The organism is Salibacterium qingdaonense (genome assembly GCF_900114715.1).
In the GTDB taxonomy this organism is placed as follows: domain Bacteria; phylum Bacillota; class Bacilli; order Bacillales; family Marinococcaceae; genus Salibacterium; species Salibacterium qingdaonense.
In genome coordinates this window covers 1-19,301 of record NZ_FOTY01000042.1, presented here as the reverse complement: position 1 = coordinate 19,301, position 19,301 = coordinate 1, and the positions used below count along the sequence as shown (strand labels likewise).

Annotated in this window: 19 protein-coding genes and 1 tRNA gene; 18 read left to right on the top strand and 2 right to left on the bottom strand. The window is 47.4% G+C overall.

Annotated features, from left to right (window positions below):
* Positions 1-422 precede the first annotated feature (422 nt).
* Positions 423-2,936: a DUF2339 domain-containing protein gene (locus BM058_RS16880; protein ID WP_245737074.1), complete on the top strand. Its 2,514-nt coding sequence runs from the start codon at positions 423-425 to the stop codon at positions 2,934-2,936.
* A 54-nt stretch (positions 2,937-2,990) separates the two neighbouring features.
* Complete coding sequence (locus tag BM058_RS16875; RefSeq protein ID WP_090928657.1) at positions 2,991-3,548, top strand: DUF5412 family protein; 558 nt, start codon at positions 2,991-2,993, stop codon at positions 3,546-3,548.
* Positions 3,549-3,600: 52 nt separating this feature from the next.
* Here BM058_RS16875 and BM058_RS16870 read toward each other — a convergent pair whose 3' ends face one another.
* A complete protein-coding gene (locus BM058_RS16870) occupies positions 3,601-3,960 on the bottom strand; it encodes a DUF2507 domain-containing protein (RefSeq protein ID WP_245737072.1) in 360 nt (119 codons plus the stop codon).
* 115 nt (positions 3,961-4,075) lie between these two features.
* On the opposite strand from BM058_RS16870, the gene BM058_RS16865 reads away from it, so the two are divergent.
* From BM058_RS16865 to BM058_RS16790, 16 genes are all read left to right on the top strand, one after another.
* Positions 4,076-5,428, top strand: coding sequence for a TrkH family potassium uptake protein (locus tag BM058_RS16865; protein WP_090928652.1), 1,353 nt, complete (start codon positions 4,076-4,078; stop codon positions 5,426-5,428).
* 357 nt (positions 5,429-5,785) lie between these two features.
* Positions 5,786-6,415: a succinate dehydrogenase cytochrome b558 subunit gene (locus tag BM058_RS16860; protein WP_090928649.1), complete on the top strand. Its 630-nt coding sequence runs from the start codon at positions 5,786-5,788 to the stop codon at positions 6,413-6,415.
* Positions 6,416-6,430: 15 nt separating this feature from the next.
* Entirely contained in the window at positions 6,431-8,212 is a 1,782-nt protein-coding gene (gene sdhA / locus BM058_RS16855; protein WP_090928647.1) for a succinate dehydrogenase flavoprotein subunit, read from the top strand.
* Positions 8,209-8,970, top strand: coding sequence for a succinate dehydrogenase iron-sulfur subunit (gene sdhB, locus BM058_RS16850; protein WP_090928644.1), 762 nt, complete (start codon positions 8,209-8,211; stop codon positions 8,968-8,970). The genes sdhA and sdhB overlap by 4 nt, the downstream gene beginning before the upstream one ends.
* Positions 8,971-9,289: 319 nt before the next feature.
* Complete coding sequence (locus BM058_RS16845) at positions 9,290-9,505, top strand: helix-turn-helix domain-containing protein (protein WP_380713201.1); 216 nt, start codon at positions 9,290-9,292, stop codon at positions 9,503-9,505.
* Positions 9,506-9,943: 438 nt separating this feature from the next.
* Positions 9,944-10,207: a phosphocarrier protein HPr gene (locus BM058_RS16840; protein WP_090928638.1), complete on the top strand. Its 264-nt coding sequence runs from the start codon at positions 9,944-9,946 to the stop codon at positions 10,205-10,207.
* Positions 10,207-11,931 carry a phosphoenolpyruvate--protein phosphotransferase gene (ptsP, locus tag BM058_RS16835; protein WP_090928636.1) on the top strand — a complete coding sequence of 575 codons (1,725 nt, stop codon included), beginning with the start codon at positions 10,207-10,209 and terminating at the stop codon, positions 11,929-11,931. The genes BM058_RS16840 and ptsP overlap by 1 nt, the downstream gene beginning before the upstream one ends.
* A gap of 298 nt (positions 11,932-12,229) precedes the next feature.
* On the top strand, positions 12,230-13,060 hold the full coding sequence (racE, locus tag BM058_RS16830; RefSeq protein WP_090928633.1) for a glutamate racemase: 831 nt from the start codon (positions 12,230-12,232) through the stop codon (positions 13,058-13,060).
* 105 nt (positions 13,061-13,165) lie between these two features.
* Entirely contained in the window at positions 13,166-14,242 is a 1,077-nt protein-coding gene (locus BM058_RS16825) for a GerMN domain-containing protein (protein ID WP_090928630.1), read from the top strand.
* A 128-nt stretch (positions 14,243-14,370) separates the two neighbouring features.
* Complete coding sequence (gene rph / locus BM058_RS16820; protein ID WP_322787894.1) at positions 14,371-15,138, top strand: ribonuclease PH; 768 nt, start codon at positions 14,371-14,373, stop codon at positions 15,136-15,138.
* Between the two features lies 1 nt (position 15,139).
* Positions 15,140-15,742, top strand: coding sequence for an XTP/dITP diphosphatase (locus BM058_RS16815; RefSeq protein WP_090928627.1), 603 nt, complete (start codon positions 15,140-15,142; stop codon positions 15,740-15,742).
* A gap of 5 nt (positions 15,743-15,747) precedes the next feature.
* Positions 15,748-16,272, top strand: a complete 525-nt coding sequence (locus tag BM058_RS16810) for a metallophosphoesterase family protein (RefSeq protein ID WP_090928624.1) — start codon at positions 15,748-15,750, stop codon at positions 16,270-16,272.
* 147 nt (positions 16,273-16,419) lie between these two features.
* Positions 16,420-16,496 (top strand) — tRNA-Arg (locus tag BM058_RS16805).
* A gap of 264 nt (positions 16,497-16,760) precedes the next feature.
* Complete coding sequence (locus tag BM058_RS16800) at positions 16,761-17,720, top strand: ComEC/Rec2 family competence protein (RefSeq protein WP_090928621.1); 960 nt, start codon at positions 16,761-16,763, stop codon at positions 17,718-17,720.
* A gap of 10 nt (positions 17,721-17,730) precedes the next feature.
* Positions 17,731-18,018 (top strand): DUF3006 domain-containing protein, encoded by a 288-nt coding sequence (locus BM058_RS16795; RefSeq protein ID WP_177195618.1) that lies wholly within the window; start codon positions 17,731-17,733, stop codon positions 18,016-18,018.
* A 272-nt stretch (positions 18,019-18,290) separates the two neighbouring features.
* Positions 18,291-18,935, top strand: coding sequence for a class I SAM-dependent methyltransferase (locus BM058_RS16790; protein ID WP_177195617.1), 645 nt, complete (start codon positions 18,291-18,293; stop codon positions 18,933-18,935).
* Between the two features lie 62 nt (positions 18,936-18,997).
* Here the strand turns inward: BM058_RS16790 and BM058_RS16785 are convergent.
* The coding region (locus BM058_RS16785; protein ID WP_143083062.1) for an IS30 family transposase at positions 18,998-19,301 on the bottom strand (304 nt) is incomplete at its 5' end.

The window sequence follows — 19,301 nt, the reverse complement described above, 5'->3', positions numbered from 1 at the left end:
CTTAGCCGCCCCCCCACCACATGGATACGCCGGACGAAGGAATGTATGGACCTTCAGCCAGTGATATATGGGAGGGTTAGCGACCATGTGCGATGTGGGTGATTTCCAAGAGCACGGTCATATACTAATTTACCAACAAATTCCTGTTCGGACAGATGGAAGGATTCTGTACTGGTTCAAATTGTTAGACATAACAATATATGTGTCCGTGAGGTGGGAACGCATCTAGCTGGTGATCATTGATAGGTTAGAAATTCTGAGAAAACAAGAGCATGTGGAAGAATAATTAATTACAAAGAGGGAGGAAGGTGGGTCAATCCCACAAATGTGAAATATGGTGTGAAATGGTAATAAGGGCTTTCGGTTTTTCTTTTTACTGGTAAAATAGTAACCAAAACCGTACAGGAAAAGTGGGGGGTAAGATGGAGGATATCAAGGAAAGACTGCAGCGGATGAAAGAGGAGCAGCACAAGCTGTCCAAAGAGTTTGACGCGGTTGTATCAACATACGAAAACAGTGATGTCCATCAGCATAATGAAACCCTGCAGCAGGAGAATGAAGCTTACCAGAAAGCTTTGGAAGAACTCCGCACAACCTATCAGCATGTGAAAGAAGAAAATGAGAATCTGCGGCATGCCCTGCAGGAACAGATGCTGGATGAAAAAACCAACATTCTGAAACTGTCCAGGAAAAAAATGCACACCTATTTCGGCAAAGCTGTGGACAGCACCCGCGATCAGCTGAGCCGGTTTGAAGAAAATGCGAAAAAAAATATAGAACAACTTAAACATAAGAGGGCGCAATCGATTCATCAAGAAGCTGAAGCGGTTGATCAGCGGCTGCAGGAGCTGACCGAAGAAGTGGAAGAAGCTGCCCGGAAGGAACGGAATCTGCTGGACGTGCAGGAACAGGAGATGCTGCATTCCATGTCGCAGAGCTACGAAGATTTTGCCGGCAAAGATATAGACGAAGAAACCATGGAAAAACGAAAGAAAGAAAACCAGATCGAAATGAAAATCGGTTTGAGCTGGATCAACAAACTCGGTATTCTGTTGATTCTTTTAGGAGTGGCGGCGGCCTTTCGCTATTCCTATACGACGTGGTTCACGGACGAAATCAAAGGCGCGGCCTTTGCTGTGCTCGGCCTGTTGATGCTTGCAGCCGGCGAATGGTTCTTCCGTAAACAAAAACAAACGTTTGCGGTCGGTTTGACCGGCGGCGGGATTGCCGTGTTGTACGGATCGGTCTTTTTCAGCTATTTTCTGCTGGAGATTATCGGAATGACACCGGCCTTGGTGTTATCGGTCGTCATTACCGCCGGAGCCATCGCTTTGTCTCTTTATTACCAATCCAAAACGGTGTGTACATTCGGCCTTGTAGGCGGCTATCTGCCGTTTTATTCCTATCTGGCGGCGTTTGGTCTGGATGAGACAGCTGTGTACGCGGCTATGGTTTATTTTATGATATTGAATGGCTCCGTGCTGGGGCTGTCGTTTCAAAAACGATGGACCACGGTTCACCAAATAAGCTTTTGGTTGAATATACCTACCTTTTTGATTCTTGCTGTGTTGTCACCGGTGAAGGGAGTAAGTTTCGTTTTCGCTATCACAACGTTCCTGCTGTATCTTAGTCTGACGGCTGCGTATCCGTTTATCTATAGAACAGCGGTGAAGTATGCGGATGTGACCCTGCTTTCGATGAATACGCTGGTCAGCTGTGCCGTCATGTACTACCTCCTGCATGCCATGCAGTGGGAAGACGGTGCCGGTCTTCTGGCTTTGGCATTCGCAGGTCTTTACTTTGCCCTTGGGCGGCTGGCTGCAGAGCGGATGAGCGGTGAAAAACAGACCGTCGTGCTGTTTTACGGATTTTCCCTTGCATTTATCGTTCTTGCGGTACCGTTTCAGTTCGAATGGGAATGGACGGCACTGGGCTGGCTCGCCGAAGCGCTTGTCATTATGTTTTATGCCAATCAATACAGCGTCAGGCTGCTCGAAAAAGCCGGATGGGGTGTGCTTGGCCTTTCGATTGGTATATTCGCTGTAGAAACAGCCAGGTATGTGGATGGAGAAAATCCTCCACTGTTCCATCTGGAATATAGCTTTATGACAGCAGGTCTGCTGCTTGTTATGTTCTATTACGTCCATGCTCAGAAAAAAACGTCGCAAACGGTACTTTTTCGCGGATTTCACCGATTTATTGACGTCGTAAAGTATGTCACCCTTATGAATCTATGGATCTATGCTGTGTATGAAAGTCTGCACTGGTACGATGAGTTTGTCCCGGCATCCTTTGATCATTACTGGTTTTACCAGTGGCTTATTCTGGCCTTTTTATCTGTCGGAATCGGGTACGGCATGAAGAAAACACCACTTCTGTACGACAAAATGGTTGGATATCTGTGCCTGTTTTTATACGGAACAGGAGGGTTGGCCGCCTTCGTTGTCACAGCGGCGGTTCCGGCGGTAGGTGCAGACTCGGACGGGTTGGTGGATTATACGGCGCTTGCCGTGCTGATTGTCTGTCAGGCGGTGATTTTCACGACCGGTCGAGATCTGCTGCTCGCCTTTATGCGTGCGCGGCACATGAACGCGGAGTGGTACCCTGCTGCCACGGGCCTTTATTTTTTCATCATTCAGGCAGCGTTTCTCCATGTGCAGCTGCAGCTTGATGGCGCCGGTTTTGTGATCAGTCTTATCTATCTCATCACAGCGCTTGGCTACATCACGTACGGTTTTATGAGGGGCTTTGTTTACATCCGCCGTATTGGTCTCGCGCTGACGTTGTTTGCTACAGGCAAGCTCTTTCTCGCTGATCTAGCTTTCCTCGGAGAAAGGAGTCAAATCGCGGCTTACTTCTGTTTCGGTATCGTATTAATCGGCGTCTCCTACCTGTATCAAAAAGTATCGAGCCGGCAGCATGAAGACTCAAAGTAAATACGGAACTTCATTTATACAACACACAGCTTAAAAAAGAAAGGCGGATTACACATGTTGATGGGATTAGTTGTGTTGTTTCTTTTCCTTTTTACGGTGGTGCTGTGCTGCATCTTTATTGTCCGTTTTGGTATGTTTATTCTAAAAAAGAAACCATTTCCGAAAAAACTGTCGGCGTTTTGTCTTGCCGGTATTGTTACCCTTCTTATCATCAGTGGATACCAGACTTATTTTTTCACATTTGATGAGACGAAAGGAAATATAAATCAAGAACCGGTGGAATCGCCAAACGGCACCTACACTGCCGTAAGGTACGATCTTCCTTACGGCGGTGCGGCAGGCGGTGTTAATGTACGTGTGCAGGTGCGGGAAAATGGTACGAACAATGATCCGGGAACGGTCTATTTCGCGGATGCAAAAAGGCAGTTTCAGCTGGAATGGGAGGATAATTCTACGCTGAAGGTGACGAACAAATCCCTGGAGTATCCGGATTCCAACCGAAGTGTTGAACTTGATGTAGAAGACGAGGTATATCATGAAACCGGCCGGGCTTGTAAGAGCTGGTTGCTGAAAGACGAGTATGACACCTGCTATCAGCATGAAAGCTCATAGTAAAAACGCAGGCAGGCGTCTGCCGAACGTTCGGCAGACGCCTGCTGCCGGTCTAGTCCCAGTGAACGTGAAACAGGACACGTTTTCGTTTTTCGGTTACCACGGTTTCTGCGGAGGTTTCTTTCAGGTATTCCATCTGCTCTGCAAGAAATCCCGCTTCCAGGTGGCGGTCAAGTTGTTTTTCTTCCTGAGCCAGAGGCATTTCAAACTCCATTTCTTTTCGTTTTTCCGAAGTCAACACCAGATTCCCCCAGCCGGCTTCCTGGAAAAACGTCTGAATTTCTTCTGTTGTTTCTTTCCTGTACTCCCGCGCAATGCGTCTGCCGCCCCAGTACAAAATATCGGGTTCATCAGTGCCAAACAGTGCCGGGAGTAATGTTTCCCGCAAAAGAGTGTAGTTAAAGTCAGTCATTGCTATCTTCCTTTCCGCCATTTGTCATTATACCTTTAAAAGCTGGAAATCGCTATAGCTAATACCCTTCAGGCATGATATACTGTAGCCCGAATTCCAGTCGGAGGTAAGAGCGATGAAAAAAGGGTTGGAACGTTTCATGACGCCGTTTCGAATCATTATATCCGTTTATATATTATCGATGTTTTTATTCAGTTTTTTATTGTGGCTGCCGTTTTCCCATCAGGACGGCATAGAGATGTCCTACATGGAATCTCTGTTCACGTCTGTATCTGCAGTCAGTGTAACAGGTCTAAGCGTCATTGATGTGTCAGAATCATTAAGTTATACCGGGGTTGTATTTCTTGCGCTTGCCATGCAGGTGGGAGGCATCGGCATTATGTCGCTCGGGACATTTGTGTGGATGCTCTTCGGGCGCAAAATCAACTTATCCCAGCGGCTGTTAATTATGGTGGACCAGAATCAGTACCAGTTTTCCGGGATGGTCAAGTTGATGCGGGGCATTCTGCTGCTTGCGCTTGCCATTGAACTGGTTGGTGCTCTCATACTCGGCACGTATTACCTGCAGCACTTTGACACGGCAGCCGAAGCTTACTACCAGGGGTCATTTGCTGCACTCAGTGCGTTCACCAATGCCGGTTTTGATGTAACCGGACAGTCTTTAATTCCATTTGCAAATGACTATTACGTGCAGTTTATCGTGCTGCTTCTTATTTTCGCCGGTGCGATTGGTTTTCCGGTGTTAATGGAAGTGCGTGAATATTTCACAACCAAGAGCAGCTATTTCAAGTTCAGTTTGTTTACGAAAGTGACAGTAACCACTTACTTTCTTATTTTTGTCATCGGCGCGGCCGGTATATGGGTGCTGGAACGGGGCATGTTTTTTGAAGGAATGGCATGGCATGAACAGTTTTTCTATTCCATATTCAATTCAGCTACGGCAAGAAGTGCGGGTCTCACGACAATGGAGACGTCTTCTTTCTCCCTGCCGACGCTGCTTTTCATTTCTCTGCTCATGATTATCGGCGCAAGCCCGTCCAGTGTAGGGGGCGGTATCCGTACGACAACCCTTGCTGTGATGTTTTTGTCCATCCGGAGTTTTGCGCTTGGAAAAAGTGATGTGAAAGTGTTCGGTCGTGAAATCCATCCGGAGGATAAACAAAAGGCATTCATGGTACTGTCTTTTTTCATGTTTGGATTGTTTCTGGCTGTGACGCTGATCACGGCTTTTGAGCAGGGAAATCCGAGAGTGGAACTTATCGACATTATTTTTGAAACAAGTTCTGCTTTTGGTACAACCGGCCTGACTACCGGGGTGACTTCCAGTTTGTCAAGGCCGAGCCTGTTTCTGTTGATGCTCCTTATGTTTATCGGAAGGGTCGGCATACTGGTGCTTCTCTTCTCCGTAAAACGAAAAGAAACCAAGTCCTCATTCCGGTATCCAACAGAACGTATGATTATCGGCTGACAAGAGACACTAAAAAAGCCCGGTTCCGCCGGGCTTTTTTAAGGCTCAAAACCGTTATGAAGGTGTATCCGGTTTCTTGACTAGCTGTTATAGGGGGAGTACAATAAATTTGTCGGAACGATGTATTTGGAGCACGTTTTTGTTGAGTATACAGACTAATTAGTCCAGGGTGCTCAACCCCATTAACACCAGAGAATATCCAGGATTCCGGTTGTACATAACAGGGTGTAGCGCAGCGTTTTGCGCATGGAATTCATGATGTTTCTGGAGAAGAAACAGGAGGTCGTTGATCGAAGAAGAAAAAGAAGCAGTCTACGACAAACCATGTATTAAATTTTTTTTAGGAGGAACATTGGCATGGCTGAAAACCGCGATTTTATGAACCGCAGACTTCATTCTCTGCTCGGCGTCATCCCCATAGGGATTTTTCTGATCCAGCATTTGACGGTGAACTTTTTTGCTACACGCGGCGCTGAAGCATTTAATGCTGCTGCACATTTTATGGAAAGTTTACCATACCGGATTTTTCTGGAAATTTTCATCATTTTTCTCCCGATTCTCTTTCATGCAATATACGGTCTGTATATTGTATTCCAGGGTAAAAGCAATACAACCCGTTTCGGATTTTTCAGAAACTGGATGTTTCTTATACAGAGAATTACAGGGGTATATCTTCTTATCTTCATTGCGTGGCACGTTTGGCAGACACGTGTGCAGGCTTCTTTAGGTGCCGATGTGAACTATGATATGATGGCAGATATACTGAGTAGTTCATTTATGCTTGTATTCTACATTATCGGCGTTCTGTCAGCGACATTTCATTTCTCCAACGGTCTCTGGTCATTTCTCGTTTCCTGGGGGATCACAGTCACCCCTCGTTCCCAGCGGATCGCGACCTATGCGACAGCGGTTATCTTTGTCGCCCTGTCGGTTGTTGGAATGAGTGCCCTGCTCTCATTTATCAATCCTGATTTAGCGAATATGTAAGGGAGTGTATCATACATGAGTGATGGTAATATTATCGTAGTCGGCGGAGGGCTGGGCGGCCTGATGGCCACCATAAAAGCAGCAGAAGCCGGCAAACAGGTAGATCTTTTTTCCGTTGTTCCCGTCAAAAGATCCCATTCTGTCTGTGCCCAGGGCGGCATTAATGGCGCTGTGGACACAAAAGGTGAAGGCGATTCGCCGTGGGAGCATTTTGATGACACAGTGTACGGCGGTGACTTTCTTGCAAACCAGCCTCCGGTAAAAGCTATGGCAGAAGCAGCTCCGGGAATTATTCATCTGCTGGACCGGATGGGTGTCATGTTCAACAGGACGTCGGAAGGTCTGCTTGATTTCCGCCGTTTCGGCGGCACGCAGCACCACCGCACCGCTTTTGCCGGTGCGACAAGCGGACAGCAGCTGCTGTATGCTCTTGATGAGCAGGTGCGGCGGTATGAAGTCGAAGGACTTGTGAATAAATACGAGGGCTGGGAATTTCTTGGGGCCGTTCTTGATGAAGAAGAACGCTGCCGCGGTATCTCCGCCCAGAATCTGACTACCATGGAAATTGAAACATTCCGCTCAGACGCTGTCGTTATGGCAACCGGGGGACCGGGAATCATTTTCGGAAAAACGACCAATTCCATGATTAACACAGGATTCGCGGCTGCCCGGTTGTATGAACAGGGTGTTTACTATGCAAACGGAGAATTTATCCAGATTCATCCGACGGCAATACCAGGAGATGACAAGCTCCGCTTGATGAGTGAATCTGCACGCGGGGAAGGCGGCCGTGTCTGGACATACAAAGACGGTAAGCCTTGGTATTTCCTTGAGGAAAAATATCCGGCCTACGGAAACCTTGTTCCGCGCGACATTGCAACCCGTGAAATTTTCGATGTCTGTGTAAACCAGAAGCTCGGGGTCAACGGAGAGAATATGGTGTACCTTGATCTGTCTCACAAAGATCCAAAAGAGCTCGATGTCAAGCTCGGTGGTATTATGGAAATTTACGAGAAATTCATGGGAGATGACCCGCGTAAAGTACCGATGAAAATCTTTCCGGCAGTCCACTATTCCATGGGCGGCATGTGGGTGAATTATGATCAAATGACAAATATTCCAGGGCTTTTTGCAGCCGGAGAATGTGACTACACGCAGCACGGCGCCAACCGTTTGGGTGCAAATGGTCTTCTTTCCGCCATTTATGGTGGTATGGTTGCCGGACCGAGTGCAGTAGAATACATCAACGGCCTTGATAAACTGGCTGAAGATCTTCCTTCCTCCATCTATGACCATTATAAGAAGGAGAATGAAGAAGAATTTGAAAACATTATGAACATGCGCGGGGAAGAAAATGCGTATGCCCTCCATAGAGAACTCGGTGAATGGATGACAAATTACATGACAGTTGTCCGCGAAAATGACAGGCTGCTTGAGACGGATGAAAAAATCCAGGAACTGATGGAACGTTATAAAAACATCAACATGCCGGATACAGCACGCTGGAGTAACCAGGCAGCGTCGTTCACCCGTCAATTGAAAGGCATGCTGAATCTTGCACGTGTTATGACACTTGGTGCATACCACCGCAATGAAAGCCGCGGTGCGCATTACAAGCCGGAATTCCCGGAACGTAATGACGAGGACTACCTGAAAACAACAAAAGCCAAGTACAACCCGGATAAGAACGAGCCGGCATTTGAATATGAAGATGTAGACGTGTCCCTGATTAAACCGCGGAAACGGGATTATTCGAAAGGGAAGGAATCTGAGAAACAAGGAGCTGGTAAACAATGAGCGAAGATAAACAGGTCCGTTTTATCATCACCCGTCAGGACAGCCCGGACAATGAACCATATACAGAAGAATTCAACCTCACTTACCGTCCGAACATGAATGTAATCTCTGCCTTAATGGAAATCCGCCGCAACCCTGTGAATGCTGAAGGTCAGGAAACATCTCCGGTAGTATGGGATATGAACTGTCTTGAAGAAGTCTGCGGCGCCTGTTCCATGATTATCAACGGTAAACCTCAACAGTCTTGTACGGCTCTTGTTGATCACTTTGAACAGCCGATTAAGCTGGAGCCGATGCGGACCTTTCCGGTCGTTCGTGACCTTATCGTTGACCGCAGTCAAATGTTCGATTCCCTGAAAAAGGTGAAAGCCTGGATTCCAATTGACGGCACATATGATCTCGGACCAGGCCCCCGGATGGCAGAGAACAAACGACAGTGGGCGTACGAGCTGTCAAAATGCATGACCTGCGGAGTCTGCCTGGAAGCCTGTCCGAATGTCAATGATAACTCCGATTTTATGGGACCGGCTCCCGTTTCTCTGGTGCGCCTTTATAATGCACACCCGACTGGTGAAATGAACAAATCGGAAAGACTGGAAGCATTAATGGGAGAAGGCGGTATTGAAAGCTGCGGTAACTCCCAGAACTGCGTGGAAGTCTGCCCGAAAGGCATCCCGCTCACGACATCGATTGCTGCTCTGAACCGTGACACTTCCCTTCAGGCATTCAAGAACTTCTTTGGAAGTGACAGAGCCTGATATATAAGTATTACCCCCTTCCGAAATATCCGGGAGGGGTTTTTTGGTACAGACGTACGTGTAGAACCTGAAATAACGGGTGCTGACACAAATGAGCGCTGTCCAGGCGGGCCATCTCTCATAACAAGCCGCTGCACCGGCAGGTTTTCTCATTCTTTCAGGGAAAATTCCAGTCCTATTCAAGGCTTCTGTCCGTAACGCCCTGTTCCCCGGGCGCATAAAATATGCTGACTATATTCTTTCCATCCTCCGACCCTTTCGCCTTCAGGCAGAGGACGGGGACAGCCTTGTCAAGAAAGGGTGAAGCCACTTGAGAGAGATGGACAGAGGTTACCGTACCCTGCTCACTAAAAGGGAACGGGAAGTGTTTGAATTACTCGTCCAGGATCAGACGACCAAAGAAATAGCCTCCCAGTTATTTATCAGTGAAAAGACGGTCCGAAACCATATTTCCAACACGATGCAGAAGCTGGGGGTCAAGGGGCGTTCCCAAGCTGTAATTGAACTCATACGGCTCGGGGAACTTTCAATTTAATGAACGACCAGCTTCCCTGTAAAGGAAGAAACGGCTGAAGGGTGGAGGACGAATGAATCCCGAAGCTTTCTCTAACTATGAAACCCGGCAGAAACGGTCGTTTCTTATCCTTTGGGAAAGCTGGTTCTTTTTTAATTGTTTCTAAAACCTTGCCGATTGATTATGGAAGTGCTATAATAAACCGTAAGTTTGCAGCGAAGGCATTGTCATATTATTGTACAGATTTACGTGTTACTGACTGGATCAGGCATGAGTAAATGCATCAGGAAGAAATAAGTATTCGTACCGGCTTGTTTCTATACCGACCTAATGCGTTTGCTCATGCCTTTTTTACTACCGTCCGTATCTGAATAGAGCACCAGAAACGCTTGACCTGACGCTGCAATCCTTAGTATGTTTATGAAAGCGATATAAATTTTAAGAAAAGGGGTTTCAGTCATGAAAGAACAAAAGTATACCATCACAAACGATACCGGGATCCATGCTCGTCCGGCAACCCAGCTTGTGAACAAAGCCGGTCAGTTTTCTTCGGAAATCACACTTGAATACAACGGGAAGTCCGTGAACCTCAAATCCATAATGGGTGTTATGTCTCTAGGCGTCGGCAAAAATTCTGAAGTAACGATCCGTGTTGAAGGTTCCGATGAAGAAGAGGCCATGAAAGCAGTGGATGAAGTAGTGAAAGAAGGGCTTGGAGAGTAATGACTACCACCTTGAAAGGCATCGCTGCCTCAAAGGGCATTGCCTTTGCGAAAGCATTTGTCCTTGAACAACCGGAGATGAACATCGAAAAGAGACAGGTCAATGATATCGAGGCGGAGGCTTCCCGCTTTTATGATGCGGTAGACCGCGCAAAGCAGGAACTTCAGGTTATTAAAAACAAGACCTTGAAAGATATGGGAGAGGACAAGGCGGAAATTTTTTCCGCCCATCTTCTTGTGCTGGAAGACCCGGAAATTATCGACGGAGTCAACGCCAAAATTAAAGAAGAACAGGTAAACGCCGAAACAGCGCTGAAAGAATTATCCGACATGTATGTCACCATGTTTGAAGGTATGGACAATGAGTACATGAAAGAACGCGCCTCCGACATCCGGGACGTTTCGCAGCGGATTCTTCTTCATCTGCTCGGTGTGGAAAACACAAGTCTTGCTGCCATTCAGGAGGAGACCGTTGTCATCGCTGAAGACCTGACTCCTTCAGACACGGCTCAGCTTGATTTGGCGTATGTTCTTGGATTTGCGACGGATATCGGCGGACGCACTTCTCATTCGGCTATCATGGCGCGTTCCATGGAGATTCCGGCCGTTGTCGGAACGAAGCAGGCAACGTCATCGATTCAGACAGGAGACTCTCTTATCATCGACGGCATGGAAGGGGAAGTTATTCTCCAGCCGGATGAAGAAACGATTGCTTCCTATAAAGAAAAGCAGCAGGAATACCTCCGTAAAAAAGAGGAATGGGCCAAAATGGTGAACGAGCCGTCCGTCACAAAAGACGGAACCCGTGTCGAACTTGCGGCAAACATAGGAACTCCGGATGATCTGGAGGGAGTTCTCGCAAACGGTGCGGAAGGTATCGGTCTGTACCGTACGGAATTTTTATACATGGGCCGGGATGAACTCCCGGATGAGGAAGAACAGTTTGAAGCATACAAAAATGTTCTTGAAAAAATGGACGGACGAGCGGTAGTGATCCGCACACTGGATATCGGCGGTGATAAGGAACTTCCTTATTTGGACCTTCCGTCAGAACTGAATCCGTTTCTCGGTTTTCGTGCCATCCGTCTCTGTCTTGAGCAGACGGACATGTTCCGCACCCAGCTCCGGGCACTGCTGCGTGCCGGTGTTTACGGGAATTTAAAAATCATGTTCCCAATGGTGGCCACGATTGAAGAGTTCCGGGAAGCAAAGAGCATTCTCGAAGAAGTGAAAGAAGACCTCAAAAAAGAAGGGCAGCAGCCTTCTGAAGATGTTGAAACAGGCATCATGGTGGAAATACCATCTACAGCTGCAGCTGCCGACATTTTCGCAAAAGAGGTTGACTTCTTCAGTATCGGTACGAACGATCTCATTCAGTATACGATGGCTGCCGACCGCATGAGTGAGAAAGTATCCCACTTGTATCAGCCGTACCACCCGGCTGTACTGAGGTTGGTAAAGCAGGTAATTGAAGCGGCTCATCATGAAGGAAAATGGGCCGGTATGTGCGGAGAAATGGCCGGAGAAGAAACAGCAGTGCCGCTGCTTCTCGGTCTTGGACTTGATGAGTTCAGTATGAGTGCGACTTCCGTTCTTCCCGCCAGAAGTCAGCTTCTTACTCTGACGAAAGAAGAATCGCAGGAACTGGCTGCGGAAGCTGTCAATCTTCCTACCGCCAAGGAAGTTGAAGCACTTGTTTACGAAAAAGGTTTTGTTCAGTCCTGATCCGCTGCTGGAACTAAAAATTATTCGGTCCCGCTTTCATGCGGGGCTTTTTTTATGTATACAAAGAAATGCTGACAGCTTTCTTCCACCAGGGTCCGCATCTGCTGATTGATAAAGCTGTCTGAAATATCCCGGCCGTCTTGAAATCACGACGGAAAAAAGAGAGAATATATATGATAAGGAATGAAACAGTTGACCTTCTCATTTGACAGGAAGACTGGTCTGCAAGGGATAACTCCAATTATTAAAAAATGAAAAGGCAGTATGAATAAATTAACGAGAAATAGAGGGACAATAAGTGAATCGACCAATTGGAATTATAGACTCCGGAGTGGGAGGACTGACGGTGGCCAGGGAGGTGGCCCGGCAGCTGCCAAAGGAAAAGATGATATATATCGGAGACACAGCAAGGTGTCCATACGGCCCGAGGCCTGTCCATGAAGTGAAGCAGTTTACGTGGGAAATGATTCATTATCTGCAGCAGGAAAACATAAAAATGCTTATTATTGCGTGTAATACGGCGGCGGCCGTCGTTCTGGAGGAAGTAAAAGAACATCTTGATATCCCGGTTATAGGGGTAGTACAGCCAGGTGCCATTACGGCACTGAAGTTGACAAAATCAGATCATGTCGCCGTCATTGGTACGGAAGGAACGATTGCCAGCGGCGCCTACCCACGTGCCCTGCATGCTGTAAATGAAGGGGTACACGTACAGTCGCTCGCCTGTCCGCCCTTTGTGCCTTTAGTTGAGCAGGGAATCTGTGAAGGAGAGGAAGCACTGTCGATCGTCCGCCGTGCGCTTCGCCCGCTCACTGGTTCTTTCTTTGACACTATGATTCTCGGCTGCACCCATTACCCCCTTTTAGCCGAAGTGATTCAGGAAGTCGTAGGAGATGAAATCCGGCTTATTTCATCCGGAGACGAAACGGCCAGCGAAGCAAGCACCATTTTGAATTTCCACAATATGCTCCACACTGATACATCTTTTCCGGAGCACACATTCTATACGACCGGACAGGTGGAGCATTTTCGTATGATCGCGGACCGCTGGCTGGATGATACGGCCTCTGATGTCCGGTCAATCCGTCTGGAGCAGACCGACCGTTTCCACTCAAAAAAAGTACTGTAAAAACAGCGGTTTGTCCAGTGTTTTCACGGGAAAATATATTCTGATGGTCTAATTCCCATCCAGGCTCGTATAAATAGTACAAACTGGTCTGGGAGGGAAGAACGAATGAAAATGCCGTGGAAGGCAGCAGCCGTTTTAGCGGTGCCTTTTGTTTTGCAGGGGTGTGGATTTGGCAGTGATGAGGCAGGAAATATGGATGAACCTCCGGAAGAAGTAACGGAGGACATAGCTTGGGAAGACTTTGAGGAAGCAGCACAACAGGAGGAATCCTCTTCTTCGGCTGAAGAAGAGCCGGCAGAAGAGGAAACAGTCGAAAGGGAGCTTTATCTCATTGATGAAAATGGAATGGTTGCTCCGCAGACCTTTTCTCTTCCTAAAACGGAAGGCGTACTGAAACAGTCGCTGGAGCATCTCGTAACCGGTGGGCCGATCAGCCAAATGGTTCCAAATGGATTCCAGGCTGTACTGCCTCCAGGCACAGAAGTAGATGTACGTCTGGAGGAAAACGGCACTGCGGTGACCGACTTTTCACCGGAATTCCGGGACTATCAACCGGAACAGGAACAGGCGGTACTGCAGGCTGTAACCTGGACATTGACGCAATTTGATAATGTGGAGGATGTCTCCTTTCAAATAAACGGCTATAAACAGGATACCATGCCGGTAAATGGAACCCCGATTGGAGACTCCTACAGCCGTGCCCAGGGAATCAATCTTGAAAACGGGCGCGTCAGCGATATGACAAACAGCAGCAGTGTCACCGTATATTTTTTATCCCAGATTGGGGAAAACTCCTACTATGTTCCGGTTACCCGGAGAATAAGCGGGAAAGACGAGGATAACAAACTGGATGCGGCGATGACTGAACTGGTCAGAGGCCCTTCTCCGGAAAGCGGCCTGCATGACGTTCTGCGTGAAGGAACGTCGCTTGTAGAACCTTCGCAGGTAAAGCAGGGAACGGCGTCCATTTTCTTTAATGAGGGGCTGCTCTCCGGTCAAAATGGCTCCGTTTCGGAAGAAGCGCTTCATGCAGCCCTTTTGACGGCTACAGAACTGGAAGACGTTGAAAACGTAGAACTGAATGTGGAAGGGGCGGAAGAAGTTCTTCGGGTAAATGGTGACACACTTGAAGATCCGGCAGCTCGTCCGGCACTTGTAAATGACGCTCCTTCCAAGGGATGAAAATGCTGAGTAAGGCGGCTCTATGCTGCCTTCTTTTTATCCAGGGCGTCCGTAAGGCTCCTGCTGTAGAAGGCAGGAGCTGCGGGCGTGTGCACGTTAATAGGTTTTTTAATTAGGAGGATACAGACATGACAATGACACGTTTTGATGGAAGAGAAAAAAATGAATTGCGACCGGTTATAATTGATACGGAATTTCTAAAACACCCGGAAGGTTCGGTGCTGATCACCGTTGGAGAAACGAAAGTCATCTGTACAGCGAGCATTGAGGATCGTGTTCCGCCGTTTATGCGAAACACCGGCAAGGGCTGGATCGCAGCAGAGTATTCGATGCTGCCAAGAGCGACAGAGCAGCGTAATATCAGGGAAGCAGCGAAAGGCAAACTTAGCGGACGAACCATGGAGATTCAACGTTTAATCGGCCGTTCGCTCCGCTCTGTCGTTGATTTGTCCAGCATCGGTGAGCGTACGATCTGGATCGACTGCGACGTCATTCAAGCAGACGGCGGCACACGCACCGCCTCTATTACCGGAGCATTCGTAGCGATGGCTATGGCTGTCAAATCTTTTGTGGAAGCAGGAAAAATCAAAAAATGGCCGATTGTGGATTATCTTGCAGCTGTTTCGGTTGGAGTGGATGCTGGACAGGAAGAACTGCTGGATTTATGCTATAAAGAGGATGCCGAGGCAGCGGTGGACATGAATATCGTGATGACAGGCAACGGTGAATTCGTTGAACTTCAGGGAACTGGTGAAGAAGCCTCCTATTCCCGCAGCCAGCTCAATTCCCTTCTCGACCTTGGGGAAAAAGGGATGAACGAACTGTTTTTGATCCAGAAAGAACTGCTCGGCTCCATAGATGAAGATATTCAAACGAAGAAGGAAGCGGCTGAATAATATGCGTACAATCATTATCGCGACCAAGAATGAAAACAAAGTTAAAGAATTCCGTGACATGTTCGGTGCTGATGTGGTTGTTCAGTCCCTGCTTGATGTGGAGATGGAAGATATCCCCGAGACGGGGGTGACGTTTGAAGAGAACGCCTCCCTGAAGGCGGAAGCGATTGCCGGAGTGTATAACGTGCCGGTTATTGCAGATGACTCCGGGCTCGAAATTGATGCCCTGCATGGACGTCCCGGTGTGTATTCCGCCCGTTACGCCGGGGAGGACAAAAACGATGAAGCAAACACAGCCAAAGTACTGCAAGAGCTTGAAGGTGTACCGGAAGAAGAACGCACGGCGCGTTTTGTCTGTGTGATTGCCGCGGCGGCACCGGGGAAAGAAACGGAAACATTCCGCGGAACGTGTGAAGGCAGCATAGCCACGTCAAAATCAGGCACGAACGGGTTCGGTTATGATCCTATTTTTTATCTGCCGGAGCGCGGTGTCTGCATGGCAGAACTGCCGCCGGAAGAAAAAAATAAAATCAGCCACCGGTACCAGGCGCTTCAGAAAATGAAAGAACAAAGCATGAATATTACATCCGGTGAGGGAGAGTGAATCCTATGAAATGTTTGTTGGTCAGTGACAGCCACGGCAGTGAAACAGAGCTGAGTGAAGTAATTGAGCGGCACCGCGGCGAAGTGGATGCTGTCTTTCACTGCGGAGACTCTGAATTGTCCAACGATTCTTCTATTCTTGAAGGTGTACATACGGTCCAGGGAAATGTGGACAAGCCGGGCGAATTCCCGGAAGATACAGCTGAAACAGTAAAAGGGGTGCGTGTGTATGTCACACACGGCCATCTTTACAATATTAAAATGACTCATATTCCGCTGTCTTACCGTGCTGAAGAAACTCAGGCCCGCATGGCGTGTTTCGGCCACAGCCACCACCCGACCGCATTTGAAGATCAGGGCATCCTTTTCGTTAATCCGGGAAGTGTCATGCAGCCCCGCACCCGCCCGGAACAGACGTATGCGATTGCATCGTTTGATGAATCCGGCGGAGCCGAAATCCGTTTTTATGAGCGGGAGTCGGCCGAAGAGGTGACAGATCTCTACGCGTCTTTCCCGGCTGGAACTCAATAATAAAAAGCGCGGACCGCGGCCTGGAGCCTCTGCTCCGGGTCTGGTCCGTATTTTCTCCTGCTCCTTTATACACTTTCAAAAATCATATTGACTTCAGCCGCCGGATATAATAATATAATATTTGTCGCTGAAAAAAACATACGCCTTGTCCCAGTAGCTCAGTAGGATAGAGCAACGGCCTTCTAAGCCGTAGGTCGCAGGTTCGAATCCTGCCTGGGACACCATAACCAAAAGCGCCAAACCCCTTGGGAGACAAGGGGTTTTTTATGTTCTATAACCGAATGTACCGCCCTGCATTCGTTTGATCCTGGCTCTTTGGGGGCGGGGATGGGGCAGGATTTTTTTGTTCTGCCTTGTTTCTTCTTATAACGATTAGCTGCCGCCCTATCTATATCTTCCATCAAGAAATGATGATTTATTTTCATCAACCTCCATTTTTTCATCTGGTTTGTGGCAAAATAACAGAAACATTTTGAGGGGGGAGTTTGATGAGATTAGGAAGGTACATAGTCACCACAGTCTTACTTGGGTTCATGCTGACACCAGTCATTTATGCTGAAGAAACGGCAATGCCCGAATGTAATGGAATCACAAAAGAGGACGGAATGGAAGCTGCGCCGGGTGCTTCTTTGAACATGCATTTTCTGGATGTAGGACAAGGCGACAGCATCTTAGTGGAGTCCGGCGGTCCCGGGGGGAATATCCTTATTGACGGAGGCATGCACGGATCGGGAGAAGTAATCATTGATTATTTAGAAGAAGAGAATATAGACAGCTTGGAATGGGTTGTAGCAACCCATCCGGATGTCGATCATATCGGCGGATTAATTAAGGTGTTGGAAGAAATAGAAGTCAAAAATGTGCTGGATAGTGGAAAAGAGCATACTACACAAACGTATCAGAAGTACCTCGAAGTAATAGATGAACAGGATATTCATGTTGTAAAAGCAGTAGAAGGGGAATATTTAGACACGCAGGCTGCTGAAGTACAAATTCTGAATGGATATCATGACAGTGACGTTATCAATAAATCCTCTATTGTCCTTCATCTCACCTATGGAGAAACAAAAGCGTTATTAACGGGGGACGCTACGATTGAAAATGAAGTAGAAATGATGGAAAAATACGATGTCGAGTCGGATATGTTGAAGGTTGGTCACCACGGGGCAGACACATCAACAAGTGCTCAATTTGTGGAAGCAGTGAATCCTGAAACAGCGTTTTTGTCTTACGGCGAAAATAATTACGGCCACCCCTCTGAAAATGTTGTGCGAATTTTGAAAGATGCTGAAGTTGAACTGCACAGCACGTATAAATCCGGAAATATTGAAGTTTCGTTAGCTCTTCAAGGTCCCAAGGTGCTTTCATCAGAGCCTTGGACCGGATATGAAAGTGAAGGTAACCAAAACCTTGTAAATGAAATACCACTGGGTATGTTATGCGCGTAGGAGGGTTCATTTGAAAAAATATACGGTCGATCGGCTGGAGGGGAAATTGGCCATTCTCCTTTCTGCCGGCGATGAAAGCATACAAAGAGAGATAGCAACAAAACAACTTCCTGCAGATTTAAAGGAAGGTGATGTCATAGAAATTGAATGCAACGGGGAGGGAATAGTGCAAGAAGCTGTAATAAATGATCAGGAAACAAAACGCCGAAAGCAAAAAGCCCAATCAACCCTTCAGAAACTGAGAAATAAACAGGCAGGAACAGAAACCAAGAAACAACATGATAGTATCGATGGATGAGCTGAATAATGTTTCTTACATCGGGATGGCAGCAATTGAGAAAATGCAGCCGGATCTCAATCTCAGCTTATACTTTCGATTTTTTATTCTTTCAGAGGCGGGCATCTATTTTGTTAAAAACTTGTCGTGATGAAAACACAGACGCAAAATAGTGCAGATGTCCGCTGTATTCTGCAGTGATAAATTGATTTATCAGGACACTGCTTATACAATTGGAATGGATCTTTAACTGATATGACAGCACGTGTGTTGAATGGAAAGGGATGACATTCATGAATGAAGAGCAACTGGTAACATGTCAAAAACAGTACTTTCATGACCTGTACACCAGGTATGATCTTTTTGAAAAAGGTTCCTGGCTGGAGAAGCCGTCGCCTTTTATTCAGCGCTATATTCCGGTGATTCAGCGGGTTCCGGACAGCCGTGTACTTGATCTTGGTGCCGGGCCGGGCAGGCACGCGCTTGCCATCGCAGGTTCGGCCGCAGCTATGAACACAGAGGTTACAGCGGTGGATCACCTTCCACTTGCGGTGGAAAAGCTCAAAACAAACAGCGCTCGCTTCGGTGTGGAAGCAAGTATCAAACCGGTTCATGAAAAAGCGGAAAACACAACGATAGAGGAACAGTACTACCACTGGATACTCGCCGTCTACCTCCTTGAATACATTTCATCTCCGGCAGACCGGGAGATGCTTTTGTTCCGTATCGAAGCGGGGGTGGCGGATAAGCGCTACGTTACGATTGTGATGAACACGGATCAATCCGAAAATACATATCCTGAACCCGCCTGGAATCCAACGTGGAAAGAAGCGTCTGATTTACTGCGGAAGGCATTTGTGTCTTGGCGTGTAGTGGTGGAAAAAGTAGACAGAAACTCTGAAAATAATACGCTCACCTTTTTAGCGCAGAAAGAATAAAATTTATGTAACTTGAATTGCAATAATAAATGCAACAACCACCGAAATTCCATTATCTGTCATTATATAATTGTGGCCAACGCCTGTTCGTATCGGTCATTAGGAGATTGGTATCCCAGGATTTTGCGGGGAAGCGTATTGCACCAGTTCTCGACATAAGCAACGACGGTATCGTCCAGATCGTCGATGGATTTCCCTTTCGGTATAAACCGTCGGATTAACCCATTGTGACGTTCATTCGTGCCTCTCTCACTAGAAGTGTAGGGATGGGTGTAATAGACGTTCACCTGGTCGCAGTCAATGGCTTGCGTCAGCTCGCTGAATTCGGAGCCGTTGTCCGAAGTAATGGTTTGAAAGACGGTCGAA

What these genes read in the sequence shown, in the direction of transcription:
- BM058_RS16875 (WP_090928657.1), top strand. Translation starts at nt 2,991, where the DNA reads ATGTTGATGGGATTAGTTGTGTTGTTTCTTTTCCTTTTTACGGTGGTG.
- BM058_RS16840 (WP_090928638.1), top strand. Translation starts at nt 9,944, where the DNA reads ATGAAAGAACAAAAGTATACCATCACAAACGATACCGGGATCCATGCT.
- BM058_RS16790 (WP_177195617.1), top strand. Translation starts at nt 18,291, where the DNA reads ATGAATGAAGAGCAACTGGTAACATGTCAAAAACAGTACTTTCATGAC.
- BM058_RS16815 (WP_090928627.1), top strand. Translation starts at nt 15,140, where the DNA reads ATGCGTACAATCATTATCGCGACCAAGAATGAAAACAAAGTTAAAGAA.
- BM058_RS16810 (WP_090928624.1), top strand. Translation starts at nt 15,748, where the DNA reads ATGAAATGTTTGTTGGTCAGTGACAGCCACGGCAGTGAAACAGAGCTG.
- BM058_RS16800 (WP_090928621.1), top strand. Translation starts at nt 16,761, where the DNA reads ATGAGATTAGGAAGGTACATAGTCACCACAGTCTTACTTGGGTTCATG.
- sdhB (WP_090928644.1), top strand. Translation starts at nt 8,209, where the DNA reads ATGAGCGAAGATAAACAGGTCCGTTTTATCATCACCCGTCAGGACAGC.
- rph (WP_322787894.1), top strand. Translation starts at nt 14,371, where the DNA reads ATGACAATGACACGTTTTGATGGAAGAGAAAAAAATGAATTGCGACCG.
- sdhA (WP_090928647.1), top strand. Translation starts at nt 6,431, where the DNA reads ATGAGTGATGGTAATATTATCGTAGTCGGCGGAGGGCTGGGCGGCCTG.
- BM058_RS16870 (WP_245737072.1), bottom strand. Translation starts at nt 3,960, where the DNA reads ATGACTGACTTTAACTACACTCTTTTGCGGGAAACATTACTCCCGGCA.
- BM058_RS16845 (WP_380713201.1), top strand. Translation starts at nt 9,290, where the DNA reads ATGGACAGAGGTTACCGTACCCTGCTCACTAAAAGGGAACGGGAAGTG.
- ptsP (WP_090928636.1), top strand. Translation starts at nt 10,207, where the DNA reads ATGACTACCACCTTGAAAGGCATCGCTGCCTCAAAGGGCATTGCCTTT.
- BM058_RS16860 (WP_090928649.1), top strand. Translation starts at nt 5,786, where the DNA reads ATGGCTGAAAACCGCGATTTTATGAACCGCAGACTTCATTCTCTGCTC.
- BM058_RS16825 (WP_090928630.1), top strand. Translation starts at nt 13,166, where the DNA reads ATGAAAATGCCGTGGAAGGCAGCAGCCGTTTTAGCGGTGCCTTTTGTT.
- BM058_RS16865 (WP_090928652.1), top strand. Translation starts at nt 4,076, where the DNA reads ATGAAAAAAGGGTTGGAACGTTTCATGACGCCGTTTCGAATCATTATA.
- BM058_RS16880 (WP_245737074.1), top strand. Translation starts at nt 423, where the DNA reads ATGGAGGATATCAAGGAAAGACTGCAGCGGATGAAAGAGGAGCAGCAC.